This is a genomic window from Streptomyces sp. NPDC107559 (assembly GCF_055657365.1).
Genome location: NZ_JBVKBD010000001.1, coordinates 1 through 13,307 on the forward strand (window position 1 = coordinate 1; position 13,307 = coordinate 13,307).

The following is a 13,307-nucleotide window of genomic DNA, read 5'->3' on the forward strand; positions in this document are numbered from 1 at the left end:
AAACGCCCGGTTACATTCCGAACCCGGAAGCTAAGCCTCACAGCGCCGATGGTACTGCAGGGGGGACCCTGTGGGAGAGTAGGACGCCGCCGAACAAATTTTGAGAAAACCCCCGTGCCATTGGCGCGGGGGTTTTCTGCGTTTGAGGGCGAAGTGGTATCGCGTGAGATTCCGCGTGGGCGAGCCCGCTACAGAAGGGCTCGCCCCGCCGGCAGTCCGTCTCAGAGGCGGCCTGCCGATTTCAGCGCCAGGTATGCGTCCGCCAGCGCGGGAGCCAGTTCATCGGGTGGCGCGTCGACGACCGTGACCCCGTGGCGACGGAGCTGGTCGGCCGTACGCCGGCGCTCCGACTGGGCCTGGGCGGCCGCCGCGGCTTCGTAGACCGCGTCAACCGAGCCGCGGGCCGTCGCCATGCGGGCGATGTTCGGATCGGCGACGGACGCCACCAGCACCGTATGGCGCTGAGTGAGCCGGCCGAGGACGGGAAGCAGACCCTCCTCCATCGGAGCCGCGTCGAGCGTGGTGAGCAGCACGATCAGGGAGCGGCGTGGGGCCGTACGGAGGGCTGTCGCCGTAAGGCCGCGGGCGTTCGTCTCGACCAGTTCGGGTTCGAGCGTGGCCATCGCGTCCACCAGGGAAGGCAGGACGTCGCGGGCGCTTCGGCCCTGGACGAGGGCACGGACCCGGCGGTCGTAGGCGAGCATGCCGACTCGGTCACCGGCGCGGGAGGCCAGGGCGGCGAGCAGCAGTGCCGCGTCCATCGAGGCGTCCAGTCGCGGGACGTCGCCCATGCGACCCGCCGAAGTGCGGCCGGTGTCGAGAACCAGCAGGATGTGACGGTCGCGTTCGGGACGCCAGGTGCGGACGGCGACCGAGGTGTGCCGGGCGGTGGCGCGCCAGTCGATGGAGCGGGTGTCGTCGCCGGGCACGTACTCGCGCAGGCTGTCGAACTCCGTGCCCTCGCCCCGGGTGAGCAGGCTGGTGCGGCCGTCGAGCTCGCGCAGGCGGGTGAGCTTGGACGGGAGGTGTCTGCGGCTGGTGAAAGGGGGAAGGACGCGCACCGTCCAGGGAACCCGGTGGGTGCCCTGACGGGCGAAGAGACGCAAGGGACCGTAGGAGCGGATCGTCACTCGGTCCGCCTGGCGGTCGCCTCGGCGGGTGGGACGCAGCCGGGTGGTGACACGCCGGCGCTCGCCCGCGGGGATCGTCAGGTGGTGACGGGAGGCGGGGCCCTCCGTGCCGGGCTGCCAGCTGCTCGGCGGCCAGGCGTCCCGGAGTTGCGCGCGCAGCGGCCGACCGGTGGGGTTGGTGACGGTGAGGGTCACGTCGGCGGCCTCGCCCAGCCGGACGGAGGTGTCGCCGGAACGGGTCAGGCCGAGACGTCGTACCGGCGCGGCGAGGGCGAAGTCGCAGGCGCACGCCACCGCCACGGAGGCGTTCACGGCGAGGACGCCCGTCCAGCCGGGGGCCCAGACGCCGAGGGGGACGGAGCCGAGTGCCGCGAGCAGCGCGGCGCGTCCGGTGACTCCCATCAGCGCGGGACGGGGACGTGGGCGAGGATCGCGTTGATGACGGAGTCGGCCGTCACACCCTCCATCTCCGCCTCGGGGCGCAGCTGGATGCGGTGCCGGAGCGTGGGCAGGGCCAGGGCCTTCACGTCGTCGGGGATGACGTAGTCGCGGCCCGTGAGCCAGGCCCATGCGCGCGAGGTGGACAGCAGCGCGGTGGCGCCGCGCGGGGAGACACCGAGGGTGAGGGACGGGGAGTCGCGTGTGGCGCGGCAGATGTCCACGACGTACGCCGTGATCTCGGGGGTGACGGTCGTCTTGGCGACCGCGGCGCGCGCCGCTTCGAGGTCGGCCGCGCTCGCGACGGGGCGTACGCCGGCGGCGCGCAGGTCGCGCGGGTTGAAGCCCTCGGCGTGCCGGGTCAGTACGTCGATCTCGTCCTGGCGGGAGGGCAGAGGGATCGTCAGCTTGAGCAGGAAACGGTCCAGTTGGGCTTCGGGCAGCGGGTACGTGCCCTCGTACTCGACCGGGTTCTGGGTCGCGGCGACCAGGAAGGGGTCGGGGAGGGGACGAGGGGTGCCGTCCACCGTGACCTGGCGTTCCTCCATGGCTTCGAGGAGGGAGGACTGGGTCTTGGGCGGGGTGCGGTTGATCTCGTCGGCGAGCAGGAGGTTGGTGAAGACCGGGCCGGGCTGGAAGGAGAACTCGGCGCTGCGGGTGTCGTAGACCAGAGAGCCCGTCACATCACTCGGCATCAGGTCGGGCGTGAACTGGACGCGCTTGGTGTCGAGTTCGAGCGCGGCGGCGAGGGTGCGGACGAGCAACGTCTTGGCGACTCCGGGGACTCCTTCAAGGAGAACGTGTCCGCGGCAGAGGAGGGCGACGACGAGTCCGGTCACGGCGGGATCCTGGCCGACCACGGCTTTGGAGATCTCGGCGCGCAGGGCTTCCAGGGCGGCCCGGGCGCCGCCCTGATCCCTGGTGTACCCGGCGTTGTCAGTGGTCGGGTCCATCATGAACGGCGTACCTCTCTTTCGAGGGCGTCGAGTTGGTCGGCAAGTGCGATCAGGGCCGTGTCGTCGCTGGGCGGCGGGCCGAAGAGGAGGGAGTGCAACAGCTGCCCTTCGCCGTCCAAGTGGGCGGAGAGCGCGGGGAGGAGGGCCTCGGGCGCGTGCGCCTGGGCCACGGGGACGCCCACGAGGGGGGCGAGGCGGGTGCGGGTGGTGGAGCGAAGAGCGGTGGCCGCGCGGTCGCGGGCGTTCGCTCTGCGGTAGAGGCGGGCGCGGCCTTCGACGGTCTCGGAGGCGCGGATCGCCACGGGGAGTCTTTCGGGCACCAGGGGGCCGAGGCGGCGTGCCCGCCACAGGGCGGCCACTACTGCGGCGACGAAGAGCTGCAAGGTGCCCCACAGCCAGCCGGACGGGAGCAGGTCCAGGAAGCTCGTCTCGGCGTCCTGGTCGGTCGCCGAGTGGTCCGCCGTCGAGGGGAGATACCAGGTCAGATGGGGGCGCGAGCCGAGGAGTTGAAGCGCGAGCGAGGCGTTGCCCTGCTCGTCGAGGGTGTCGTTGTAGAGGATGTCCGGTGCGCCGAGCACGACGGTGTCGCCGCCGCCGGACGCGTCCGGGACGCGCACCAGGGTGGCCAGGCGTTGGCTGGGGTAGCACTCGTCGGCGTCGCGGTGGGTGGTGGTGTAGCGGATGCCGCCGGTGTCCGCGCTGCCCGCGCGCCTGGCGGCGGGCAGGTCGCAGTCGGGGGAGAGCGTCGCGTCGAAGCTGGTGGCGGGGTCCGCGGTGACCCCGGGGGCGAGCCGTTCGACGGACCAGCTGCCCGCGGCGACGAGCACGGTGCGGCCGCCGGTGCCGGCGGTGGCGGAGTGCAGTCGGCTCTGCTGACTCTGGGTCAGCAGGTCGGGAACGGCGACCAGCAGGGTGGTGTCCGGGCCGGCCGCGGCGCGGGCTTCGTCGAGGGTCGTCACCACACGGGTGTCGACGCCGCGGTCGGCGAGCAGCGCGGCGACGGCACGGCTGCCGTAGGGGTCGACGGAGCGCGGGTCGAGTGTGCCGTGCCTGGTGTCGGAGCGGATCACGGCGATCGCGACGCCCCCGGCCAGCAGCAGGACGAGAGCGAGGGCGATACCGCGCGTGCGGGTCCACAGATGCCGGGCGGAGGGCGAGACCGAGGTGGACGGGAGCGTGGCCTCTTCGGTCATTCGGCGGCTCCCTGGCGGGCGTTGTGGGCCGTGCCCCGGGTGTCGGCCGCGAGGTCGGGCTTGGCGCTCTCCAGATCGCGGTCGAGTTCGGCGATGCGGTGGTACGACTGCTCGCTCGCCGTGCGTCCGCCGTACGTCACGTCGTCGAAGTCCAGGGCGGCGGTGCGCAGCCGGTCGGCGTGCTCGCGCAGGGCGCGGCCCGCTTCCGCGGCGGCCTCGTCGGCGGTGCGGCCGGGGCGGACGTCGAGGAGAGCGCGTTCCTCCAGGGAGCGGACGACGGCCCGCATGCGTTCCTGGACCGCCCTGTTCCAGTGGCCCTGGGCGGCGTGCGCCTCGGCGGCCGCACGGTGGTCGGCGGCGGTTCGGGGCCGGTCGTCGAACAGGGCGGGGGAGGACGTGGGCGGGCGGCGCGGGGTGCCCAGGCGCCACCACAGGGCGCCCAGCACGGCGGCCACGGCCAGGACGATCAGGACCAGTCCGACCGTCCCCCCGGGGGACGCGGTCGAGGCGGTGTCGAGGAGTCTGCCGATCCACTCCCAGACGGCGTTCAGGGCGCGTTCGAACAGGCCGGGGTCGTTCTGGTGGTACACGCTCTTGGACAGCTCGTGGCGGGCCGCCTCCCGCGCGGGATCCCGCCCGATCGTCACCGGCGGTTCGTCGGAGCGTGCCAGTGACCCCAGGGATGTGTCGCCGGCGCGCAGCAGGGCGCGCACGGCCGTGCCGGTGGTGTGCGGCAGTGCCGGCAGTGCTGTGAGAACTCCCCCCGTCGGACTCACCGCATCAGCTCCCGGGGGTGGCGCCGGAGCTGCTGTAGCCCTGGACGCCGGCGGCGCGGGCCAGATCGAGGTCGAGTGCCTCGCGGCGGATGCGCTGGTCGATGTAGAGGAGCACGGTGACGCCCGAGCTGATCGGGAAAGTGATCATGGAGCCGATCACCGCGCCGATGCCGCTGATGACGAGGAACGTCCAGCTGTAGTCGCTGCCGCTGGTGAGGAAGCCGGAGACGCCGCCTCCGCTCAGGGCGGCGGCGAGCAGGGTGAACGGGACGACGACGATCGCGGCGACGATGTTCGCGATGAACGCCCCGAGCAGCTGGATGCCGAAGACCCGCCACCAGGCGCCGCGCACGAGCTTCGCCGAGCGGCTCATCGACTTCTGGATGCCCTGCTTCTCCAGCATCAGCGCGGGGGCGGCCAGCGAGTAGCGGACGACCAGCCACAGGGCCACGACGGCAGTGCCCATGCTGCCCAGGACGGCGAGGGCGGCACCCGGCGCCGCGGCTCCCGCGACGGCGACGAGGATGCCGGGCACCGCGCCCGCGGCGGCGACACCGAACGTCAGGAGCAGGAGCAGCAGGATCAGACCGCACAGTTTCGCGCCCTGCGGCCGGGCATCGCGCCAGGCCTCGCCGGTGGTCACCGGCTTGCCGATGACCGCACGGCTGATGACGGTGGCGAGCAGGGCGGTGGCCACCAGGGTGCCGATCATGGAGATCACGACGAGCACACCGGAGTTGAGGAGGGAGTGCTCCATGGCGCGCGTGAGCTCGCTCACCGTCGCGCTCGGGTCGTCGAGGGCCTCGGTGCCGGCGCTCTCGTCCAGGACGAGGCCTCGCAGCAGTACGACGATGGTCTCCGTGACGGCCGCGACGGCCAGCGACAGGCCCAGCACCGTGCGCCAGTGGGCGCGCATGGTGGCCACCGCGCCGTCGAGGATCTCGCCGACGCCGAGCGGGCGCAGCGGGATCACCCCGGGCTGGGCGGCGGGCGGCGGGCCGCCCCAGCCCGCGCCCCAGCCGTAGTGGCCGCCGGGACCGCCGGGACCGCCGGGACCGCCGGGACCGCCGTAGCCTCCCGGGCCGACGGGAGGCCGGTGGCCCTGGCCCGGGACGGGCGGCGGAGGCGGCGGGGCCTGGCCGGTGTTCGGCGGGACGGCCGGCGCGGACCACTGTGCCGGCGGCGGCTGCACCTGGGACCACTTTGCGGCGGGGTTCTGCGGGTCCGTGTCCGAGGGGCCCGTGGGCTGTGCGGCGGTGGGCTCGGCGGGGCCGGACGCATCGGGCGTCTGCCCGTCGGACGGGGCGGATCCGGGCGAGGCCCAGCCCGGAGTGTCTTTCATCGTCGCTCCTTCACGGTGCCCGTCCGCGGTCGCGGCGGAAGGTTGGCAGACATCGTGCCATGGGGTGGTCATCGGGGGACCGGCCGCGGTCGGGGCTGCACGCCTTCAATTGTCCGACGGATCCGGGGCAGACTGACCGCATGGCTGATCAGTACGCGCAAGCAGGCGAGGGCAAGCGGTCGACCGGGATACCCGTCATCCGTTGGGAGGAGCCGCCCGAGGGCCCGGTACTGGTGCTCCTCGACCAGACGAGACTGCCGAGCGAGGAGGTCGAACTGGTCTGTACGGACGCGTCCGCGCTGGTGGAGGCGATCCGCTCGCTCGCCGTGCGCGGGGCGCCGCTGCTCGGCATCGCCGGGGCGTACGGGGTCGCGCTCGCCGCCGCCCGCGGGTTCGACGTGGACGAGGCCGCGACGGCGCTGGCCGGCGCCCGGCCCACGGCCGTGAACCTCGCCGTCGGTGTGCGCAGGGCCCGGTCGGCGTACGCGGCCGCGCTGGCCCGCGGCGAGGCCGGGCGGCAGGCGGCCGGGGCGGCGCTGGCCGCGGCGCGGCAGCTGCACCGGGAGGACGCGGAGGCCAGTGCCCGGATGGCCGGGCACGGGCTGGCGCTGCTGGACGAGCTGCTGCCCGGCGGCGGACACCGTGTCCTCACCCACTGCAACTCCGGATCGCTGGTGTCGGGTGGGGAGGGGACCGCGTTCGCGGTGGCCCTCGCCGCACATCGGGCGGGGCGGCTGCGGCGCCTGTGGGTGGACGAGACGCGTCCACTCCTCCAGGGCGCGCGGCTGACCGCGTACGAAGCGGCCCGCAGCGACATGGCGTACACCCTGCTCACCGACAACGCGGCGGGGTCGCTGTTCGCGGCGGGCGAGGTGGACGCCGTCCTGATCGGGGCCGACCGGATCGCGGCCGACGGATCGGTGGCGAACAAGGTGGGGAGTTACCCGCTCGCGGTGCTCGCGCGCTACCACCATGTGCCGTTCATCGTGGTCGCGCCGGTGACGACGGTGGACCTGCACACGGGGGACGGGGCGTCGATCGAGGTCGAGCAACGTCCCGGGTTCGAGGTGACCGAGGTCATGGCGCCGCAGGCGCAGTCGACCGGGGCGGGCGGCGGGATCCCGGTGGCGCCGCTGGGCACCCAGGCGTACAACCCGGCGTTCGACGTGACACCGCCGGAGCTGGTGACCGCGATCGTCACCGAGGAGGGTGTCGTCTCGCCCGTGACGGCCGACGCTCTCGCCGCGCTGTGCGCCGGGTCGCGCGAGACGGCGATCGGCTGATGTGATCGGGGTGGGGCGAGGCGACGTGGACGCCTCGTCGGTCACGGTCTGAGGGCCGGTGGTGTGCCGCCCGTGAAAAGCGGGGACGCCGGTGTCTGTGGCCGAGGGCAGACAGTGATGGCCGGGTACGACTATCGTCACGGGTCGGTGACCCTGCTCACCTGCACCTCCTTCACCGTTACGAGAATGGGATGATGTCGTTTATGAAGGGACGAGTCCTTGTCGTCGACGACGACACCGCACTGGCCGAGATGCTCGGCATCGTGCTGCGTGGTGAAGGTTTTGAGCCGTTTTTCGTAGCCGACGGTGACAAGGCGCTGGCCGCCTTCCGTGAGAGCAAGCCCGACCTGGTGCTCCTGGACCTGATGCTGCCCGGACGGGACGGCATCGAGGTGTGCCGCCTGATCAGGGCGGAGTCCGGGGTGCCGATCGTGATGCTGACGGCGAAGAGCGACACCGTCGATGTCGTGGTGGGCCTGGAGTCCGGCGCGGACGACTACATCGTGAAGCCGTTCAAGCCCAAGGAGCTGGTCGCCCGTATCCGGGCGCGCCTGCGCAGGTCCGAGGAGCCGGCACCGGAGCAGCTCGCCATCGGCGACCTGGTCATCGATGTCGCCGGGCACTCCGTGAAGCGGGACGGGCAGTCGATCGCGCTGACGCCGCTGGAGTTCGACCTGCTGGTCGCGCTGGCCCGCAAGCCGTGGCAGGTGTTCACCCGCGAGGTCCTGCTGGAGCAGGTGTGGGGCTACCGGCACGCGGCGGACACCCGTCTGGTCAACGTGCACGTGCAGCGGCTGCGTTCCAAGGTCGAGAAGGACCCGGAGCGTCCGGAGATCGTGGTGACCGTCCGAGGTGTGGGCTACAAGGCAGGACCCAGCTGATATGACCGGTGACAGCGCCGCTTCGGCGTCCGGGCAGAACGGGGCCCGAGCTGGGCGGCCTGTCGACCGGAGGACGATGGCTTCCCGCTGGGGACGTCTGTGGGAGGGCGGTCTGCTCCAGGGCGGAGTCCAGGGCAGCCCGGTGCTGCGCCTGCTCATGCGCTGGGTGCGCCGACCGCTGCTGCCCGTCATGCGGCTGTGGCGGCGCAACATCCAGCTCAAGGTCGTCGTCACGACGCTGCTGATGTCGCTCGGCGTCGTACTGCTGCTGGGCTTCGTCGTCATCGGACAGGTGCGCAACGGCCTGCTGGACGCCAAGGTGAAGGCCTCGCAGAGCCAGGCCACCGGTGGATTCGCGGTGGCCAAGCAGAAGGCGGACGAGGCGGCGGCCGGTACCGACGGCGATGTCGCCACGGTGGACGGCCGGTCGTCCCAGAACGTCATCGAGTGGATGAGCAACCTCGTGTCGTCGCTCTCCAGCGGTGGCCAGGGCGCCTTCGACGTGGTGACGCTGCCCGCGGGCGACGAGAGCGGCGGCGGCCGCGGACCGCGCGCCTCCGGCGGTGTCGACCCGACGACGAGCGTGCCCGAGGAACTGCGCGCGCGCATCGACAGCAGCACGGCGGCCGCGCAGGAGTACACCCGCATCGTCTACAAGGACGACGACAAGGAGTCCCAGCCGGCCCTGGTCATCGGCAAGCAGGTCAACGATCCCAACGGCGACCCGTACCAGCTGTACTACCTCTTCCCGCTGACGCAGGAGGAGAAGTCCCTCAGCCTGGTCAAGGGCACCCTGGCGACGGCCGGCCTCTTCGTCGTCGTACTGCTCGGGGCCATCGCGTGGCTCGTGGTGCGGCAGGTCGTCACGCCGGTGCGGATGGCCGCCGGGATCGCCGAGCGGCTGTCCGCGGGACGTTTGCAGGAACGTATGAAGGTCACCGGCGAGGACGACATCGCGCGGCTCGGCGAGGCCTTCAACAAGATGGCGCAGAGCCTTCAGCTGAAGATCCAGCAGCTGGAGGACCTGTCGCGGATGCAGCGGCGGTTCGTCTCCGACGTATCGCACGAGCTGCGCACACCGCTGACGACCGTACGGATGGCCGCGGACGTCATCCACGACGCGCGCGCGGACTTCGACCCCGTCACCGCGCGGTCGGCGGAACTGCTCGCCGACCAGCTGGACCGGTTCGAGACGCTGCTCGCGGACCTGCTGGAGATCAGCCGCTTCGACGCGGGCGCGGCGGCCCTGGAGGCCGAGGCGATCGACCTCAGGGAGGTCGTGCGGCGCGTGGTCAGCGGTGCCGAACCGCTGGCCGAGCGCAAGGGCACGACGATACGGGTCGTCGGCGACCAGCAGCCCGTCGTCGCCGAGGCGGACGCCCGCCGGGTGGAGCGCGTGCTGCGCAATCTCGTCGTCAACGCGGTGGAGCACGGCGAGGGCAGGGACGTGGTCGTCAAGCTCGCGTCGGCGGGCGGTGCGGTCGCGGTCGCGGTGCGCGACTACGGCGTCGGGCTCAAGCCCGGCGAGGCCACCCGCGTCTTCAGCCGCTTCTGGCGGGCGGACCCGGCACGCGCGCGTACGACCGGTGGTACGGGCCTCGGCCTCTCCATCGCCCTGGAGGACGCGCGGCTGCACGGCGGCTGGTTGCAGGCCTGGGGTGAGCCGGGCGGCGGTTCGCAGTTCCGGCTGACGCTGCCGCGCACCGCGGACGAGCCGCTGCGCGGTTCGCCGATACCCCTGGAACCCAAGGACTCGCGGCGCAACCGCGGGCTCGACGAGGCCGGTATCCCGCGCGGGGGAGGCGAGAAGGCCGCCACCGTGCCGATGCAGTCGACCGGTGAGCACAAGACGCCGTCGCGGGCTCCGCTCGGGCCGCGCACGGCCGGTGTGCCCGCCACCGTGGACCCGACGGCGCTGCCCGGCAACGGCGCGCGCGTGGTGCCCAGGCCCGCCACGGGCGGGCCGAGACAGGACGACACGCCCGCTGTGGAGGCGGCCGCGGCCCGCCGGGACACCCGGTCCCAGGACGCGGACAAGCAAGGGGAGGCATTTCGTGGGCGCTGACCGCGAGGGGGGCGCCCGGCGGATGCCGGGGCGCGCGGTGGTGGCCTACGCCGCCAGTGGGGTCGTACTGCTGACGGGGTGTGCGTCGATGCCGGACGACGGGGACCTGCGCGGTGTGGAGTCCACGCCGCGCCAGGACATCCAGGTGCGGGTGTTCGCCATGCCGCCGCGGGAGGACGCGCAGCCCGGGGAGATCGTCCAGGGCTTTCTGGAGGCGCTGACCAGCGATGATCCGACGTATGCGACGGCACGCCAGTATCTGACGGGCGAGGCCAGACAGACCTGGACGCCGGACATGTCCACCACGGTGCTGCTGGACGGGCCGAACCCCCAGGCCGACCCGTCGGGTGGCCGGGTGGACGGCGACGACTACTCGTTCACCCTGACCGGCACCATGGTCGCGGGCGTGGACGCCCAGCAGGCGTACACGCCCGCCTCCGGGCGCTACAGCCGGCCGGTGCACCTCACGAAGAACAAGAAGACCGGGCAGTGGCGCATCGACGGGCTGCCGCAGGGCGTCGTCATGGGCAAGTCGGACTTCGAGCGCAACTACATGTCCGTCAACAAGTACTACTTCGCCTCCAACAGCGCGGACGCCGGGAACGGACAGCCGACGGGCGTGGCCGATCCGGTCTACGTACGCGAGCGCGTGGACCCGATGACGGAGATGGTGCGCTCCCTCCTCCAGGGCCCCACCAGCTGGCTGCGGCCGGTGGTCAGGTCGAGCTTCCCCACCGGTACGGCGCTGGACAAGGGGGTCACCTCGCTGACGCCCGACGACCAGAACAAGCTGACCGTGCCGCTGAACGACAAGGCCGCCCGGGTCGGGCGGACCCAGTGCATCGAGATGGCGGCCCAGCTCCTGTACACGCTGCACAACCTCACCCCGGCGGTGGACGAGGTCGAGCTGAGGGCGGGCGGCGCACGGCTGTGCTCGCTCGACGAGGACTCGGCCGTGGCCGTCGCCTCGCGGGGCTCGGCGAGCCACCCCGACTACCTGTACTTCATCGACGGCAAGCACCGGCTGGTGCGGATCCCGGGCGGCGCCGGCGACACGCCGAGGACCGAGCCGGTGCCGGGGGCGCTCGGCGAGGGGGCCAAGCAGCTGCGGGCGGCGGCCGTCTCGCGGGACGAGCACACGGCGGCCGGAGTGAGCCTCGACGGCAAGTCGCTGTACGTCGGTTCCCTGGTCTCGGGCAGTTCGGTCGGAGAGCCCGTGCTGGGCAGCACGGGCAAGACCGAGGCCGACCGGCTGACCACGCCCAGCTGGGACGCGCGCGGCGATTTGTGGGTGGCCGACCGCAACCCGGCCGCCCCGCGGCTGCTGCTGCTGGAGAAGGGCGCGGGCGTACCGCTGGAAGTGCGCGCTCCGGCGCTGACCGGGCGGATCAGGGACGTGCGGGTGGCCGCCGACGGGGTGCGCATCGCGCTCGTGGTCGAGGACCAGGACGGCACCGAGTCCTTGCTCATCGGGCGGATCGAGCGGGACGAGAAGGACGGTGAGCGGCCGGTGGTGTCGGTCCTCGAACTGCGCTCCGCCACCCCTGAGCTCGAAGAGGTCACGACCATGGCGTGGGCCGGCGACAGCCGGCTCGTGGTGGTCGGGCGCGAGCAGGGTGGCGTGCAGCAGATGCGGTACGTCGAGGTCGACGGCTCCGTGCCGGAGGGGCCGACGCCCGCCGCCGTGACCGGTGTGAAGGAGATCGCCGCCTCCGAGGACGAGCAGCTGCCCCTGGCGGCCTACTCGGAGGACGGGATCGTGCGGCTGCCTTCCGGTGCGCAGTGGCAGAAGGTGGTCAAGGACGGATCGGCTCCGGTTTATCCGGGGTGATCCGGCCGGCCGGATCCGGTTTTCCGGGTGCGGGCGTGAAGACAGCGAAGACAGATGTTCCGGATTCTTTCCGGATGAAAGGTTGAAGCGGGCGGCCGCTTTCGTTCGGGGTGTCCCCGGTACGGAGGCGGCCGTCCGCTTTTCCGGCCGGTCCTGTCGTTTCGCTGCCGTGTGGGGCGCCTGTGTATGTACGGGGATGCATGGAGCGGTTGTCCGGCGGCAATGCGCCGAGTTTTCCACAGGGTGTTTTCCACAGGCCTGGCCGAGTGGCGTAGGTGCGGGCACAGTGGTGGACATGCGGGGGTGGTGGCGGGACCTCACCGATCTGATGCTGCCGGCCGAGTGCGGGGGCTGTGGGCGGCCTCGTACGGTGCTCTGCGCGCCGTGCCGGGCCGCTCTGCACGGGGCGGCACCGGGCCGGGTACGGCCGGTGCCGCGGCCGGCCGGGCTGCCGGCCGTGTACGCGGCGGCACGGTACGGGGACGAGGTGCGGGCCGTGCTGCTGGCGCACAAGGAGCGGGGCGTGCTGGCGCTCGCGGGGCCGCTCGGCACGGCTCTGGCGGGAGCCGTGCGGTCGGGGCTCGCAGCGGCCGGGACGCGGGCCTGCGGGGTCGTCACCGGGCCCGGAGCGCGGCGGGCCGCAGCCGGTGCCGAGGTGCCGGTGCTGCTCGTTCCCGTGCCGTCCGGTCGGCGCGCGGTGCGGGCGCGGGGGCATGACCCGGCGCGGCGGATCGCCCTGGCGGCCGCCGGTGAACTGCGCCGCACGGGAACCGCGGCCCGGGTGCTCGCCGTGCTGCGGCAGCGGCGGACCGTGGCCGACCAGGCGGGGCTCGACTCCCGGCAGCGGCTGGAGAACCTCGCGGGCGCGTTGACGGTGGCACCCGGCGCGGAGCGGTTGCTGGCGGAGGGACCGGTCGTGCTCGTCGACGACCTGATGACCACCGGCGCCTCGCTCGCCGAGGCGGCACGGGCCGTGCGGGCCGTGCGGGCGCGGGCGGCGCGGGCGGGGTCGTACAGGTGGCCGGATACGGGCGAACGAGGGTTCATGGGGGCGACTCCCGTGTATCCGCGAGCAGGTCGGGAAGGCAGAGAGGAACGAACGGACGGGACGGGCGAAGGGAGGCAGGAGCCGGGTCGGTCCGGGCAGTCAGGGGCGGACGACAACGAGTGCCGAGGCCTGATCTGTGCAGCCGTGATCGCGGCGCCGCCGGATTCCTTCGAAATAAGCCGGAACTGACCGCGGGCTTGCGTCGTTGCAGGTAATGAGCCGGTCAATTCACCTGAACGGAGGTACGTCGCGTTAGAGGGTGACGACATCCGTCCGGGCGAGATATGTTCGGTTGTGAGGGAAAGCCGCAGGCCACCCTCGCATATCCGAATGCCGTGCCGTGGTTTTGCGCTATCGGTGACGG

The 13,307-nt window shown here is 72.6% G+C and carries 10 protein-coding genes and 1 rRNA gene; 6 read left to right on the forward strand and 5 right to left on the reverse strand.

The annotated features are described in order from the left end of the window. Positions 1-95, forward strand: a 5S ribosomal RNA gene (rrf, locus tag ACZ7OY_RS00005); the annotation flags it as partial. A gap of 126 nt (positions 96-221) precedes the next feature. Here rrf and ACZ7OY_RS00010 read toward each other — a convergent pair. Genes ACZ7OY_RS00010 through ACZ7OY_RS00030 form a run of 5 tightly spaced genes read right to left on the reverse strand, consistent with a single transcriptional unit; the run spans position 222 to position 5,835 of the window. Next, positions 222-1,532, reverse strand: a complete 1,311-nt coding sequence (locus tag ACZ7OY_RS00010) for a DUF58 domain-containing protein (RefSeq protein WP_471909278.1) — start codon at positions 1,530-1,532, stop codon at positions 222-224. Next, complete coding sequence (locus ACZ7OY_RS00015) at positions 1,532-2,521, reverse strand: AAA family ATPase (protein ID WP_471910326.1); 990 nt, start codon at positions 2,519-2,521, stop codon at positions 1,532-1,534. The genes ACZ7OY_RS00010 and ACZ7OY_RS00015 overlap by 1 nt, the downstream gene beginning before the upstream one ends. After that, the gene (locus ACZ7OY_RS00020; RefSeq protein WP_471909279.1) at positions 2,521-3,717 is read right to left on the reverse strand and encodes a DUF4350 domain-containing protein; all 1,197 of its coding nucleotides are present in this window, start codon (positions 3,715-3,717) and stop codon (positions 2,521-2,523) included. Before ACZ7OY_RS00020 ends, ACZ7OY_RS00015 begins: the two co-directional genes overlap by 1 nt. Then, positions 3,714-4,493 (reverse strand): DUF4129 domain-containing protein, encoded by a 780-nt coding sequence (locus ACZ7OY_RS00025; protein ID WP_471909280.1) that lies wholly within the window; start codon positions 4,491-4,493, stop codon positions 3,714-3,716. Before ACZ7OY_RS00025 ends, ACZ7OY_RS00020 begins: the two co-directional genes overlap by 4 nt. A 4-nt stretch (positions 4,494-4,497) precedes the next feature. Further along, positions 4,498-5,835, reverse strand: coding sequence for a hypothetical protein (locus ACZ7OY_RS00030; RefSeq protein ID WP_471909281.1), 1,338 nt, complete (start codon positions 5,833-5,835; stop codon positions 4,498-4,500). Between the two features lie 140 nt (positions 5,836-5,975). Here ACZ7OY_RS00030 and mtnA point away from each other — a divergent pair, with 140 nt between their 5' ends. The 5 genes from mtnA (at position 5,976) to ACZ7OY_RS00055 (ending at position 13,132) form a co-directional block, all read left to right on the forward strand. Then, on the forward strand, positions 5,976-7,118 hold the full coding sequence (gene mtnA, locus ACZ7OY_RS00035) for an S-methyl-5-thioribose-1-phosphate isomerase (RefSeq protein WP_471909282.1): 1,143 nt from the start codon (positions 5,976-5,978) through the stop codon (positions 7,116-7,118). Between the two features lie 191 nt (positions 7,119-7,309). Further along, positions 7,310-7,999: a two-component system response regulator MtrA gene (gene mtrA, locus ACZ7OY_RS00040; protein WP_471909283.1), complete on the forward strand. Its 690-nt coding sequence runs from the start codon at positions 7,310-7,312 to the stop codon at positions 7,997-7,999. 1 nt (position 8,000) lies between these two features. Beyond that, on the forward strand, positions 8,001-10,064 hold the full coding sequence (gene mtrB / locus ACZ7OY_RS00045) for an MtrAB system histidine kinase MtrB (protein WP_471909284.1): 2,064 nt from the start codon (positions 8,001-8,003) through the stop codon (positions 10,062-10,064). Continuing rightward, positions 10,054-11,895: an LpqB family beta-propeller domain-containing protein gene (locus ACZ7OY_RS00050; protein ID WP_471909285.1), complete on the forward strand. Its 1,842-nt coding sequence runs from the start codon at positions 10,054-10,056 to the stop codon at positions 11,893-11,895. The genes mtrB and ACZ7OY_RS00050 overlap by 11 nt, the downstream gene beginning before the upstream one ends. A gap of 295 nt (positions 11,896-12,190) precedes the next feature. Next, positions 12,191-13,132 carry a ComF family protein gene (locus tag ACZ7OY_RS00055; protein WP_471909286.1) on the forward strand — a complete coding sequence of 314 codons (942 nt, stop codon included), beginning with the start codon at positions 12,191-12,193 and terminating at the stop codon, positions 13,130-13,132. Positions 13,133-13,307 lie beyond the last annotated feature (175 nt).

Excerpts from the sequence above, each read along its gene's own strand:
- ACZ7OY_RS00020 (WP_471909279.1), bottom strand. The coding sequence starts at position 3,717 with ATGACCGAAGAGGCCACGCTCCCGTCCACCTCGGTCTCGCCCTCCGCC.
- ACZ7OY_RS00055 (WP_471909286.1), top strand. The coding sequence starts at position 12,191 with ATGCGGGGGTGGTGGCGGGACCTCACCGATCTGATGCTGCCGGCCGAG.
- ACZ7OY_RS00030 (WP_471909281.1), bottom strand. The coding sequence starts at position 5,835 with ATGAAAGACACTCCGGGCTGGGCCTCGCCCGGATCCGCCCCGTCCGAC.
- mtrB (WP_471909284.1), top strand. The coding sequence starts at position 8,001 with ATGACCGGTGACAGCGCCGCTTCGGCGTCCGGGCAGAACGGGGCCCGA.
- mtrA (WP_471909283.1), top strand. The coding sequence starts at position 7,310 with ATGATGTCGTTTATGAAGGGACGAGTCCTTGTCGTCGACGACGACACC.
- ACZ7OY_RS00015 (WP_471910326.1), bottom strand. The coding sequence starts at position 2,521 with ATGGACCCGACCACTGACAACGCCGGGTACACCAGGGATCAGGGCGGC.
- ACZ7OY_RS00010 (WP_471909278.1), bottom strand. The coding sequence starts at position 1,532 with ATGGGAGTCACCGGACGCGCCGCGCTGCTCGCGGCACTCGGCTCCGTC.
- mtnA (WP_471909282.1), top strand. The coding sequence starts at position 5,976 with ATGGCTGATCAGTACGCGCAAGCAGGCGAGGGCAAGCGGTCGACCGGG.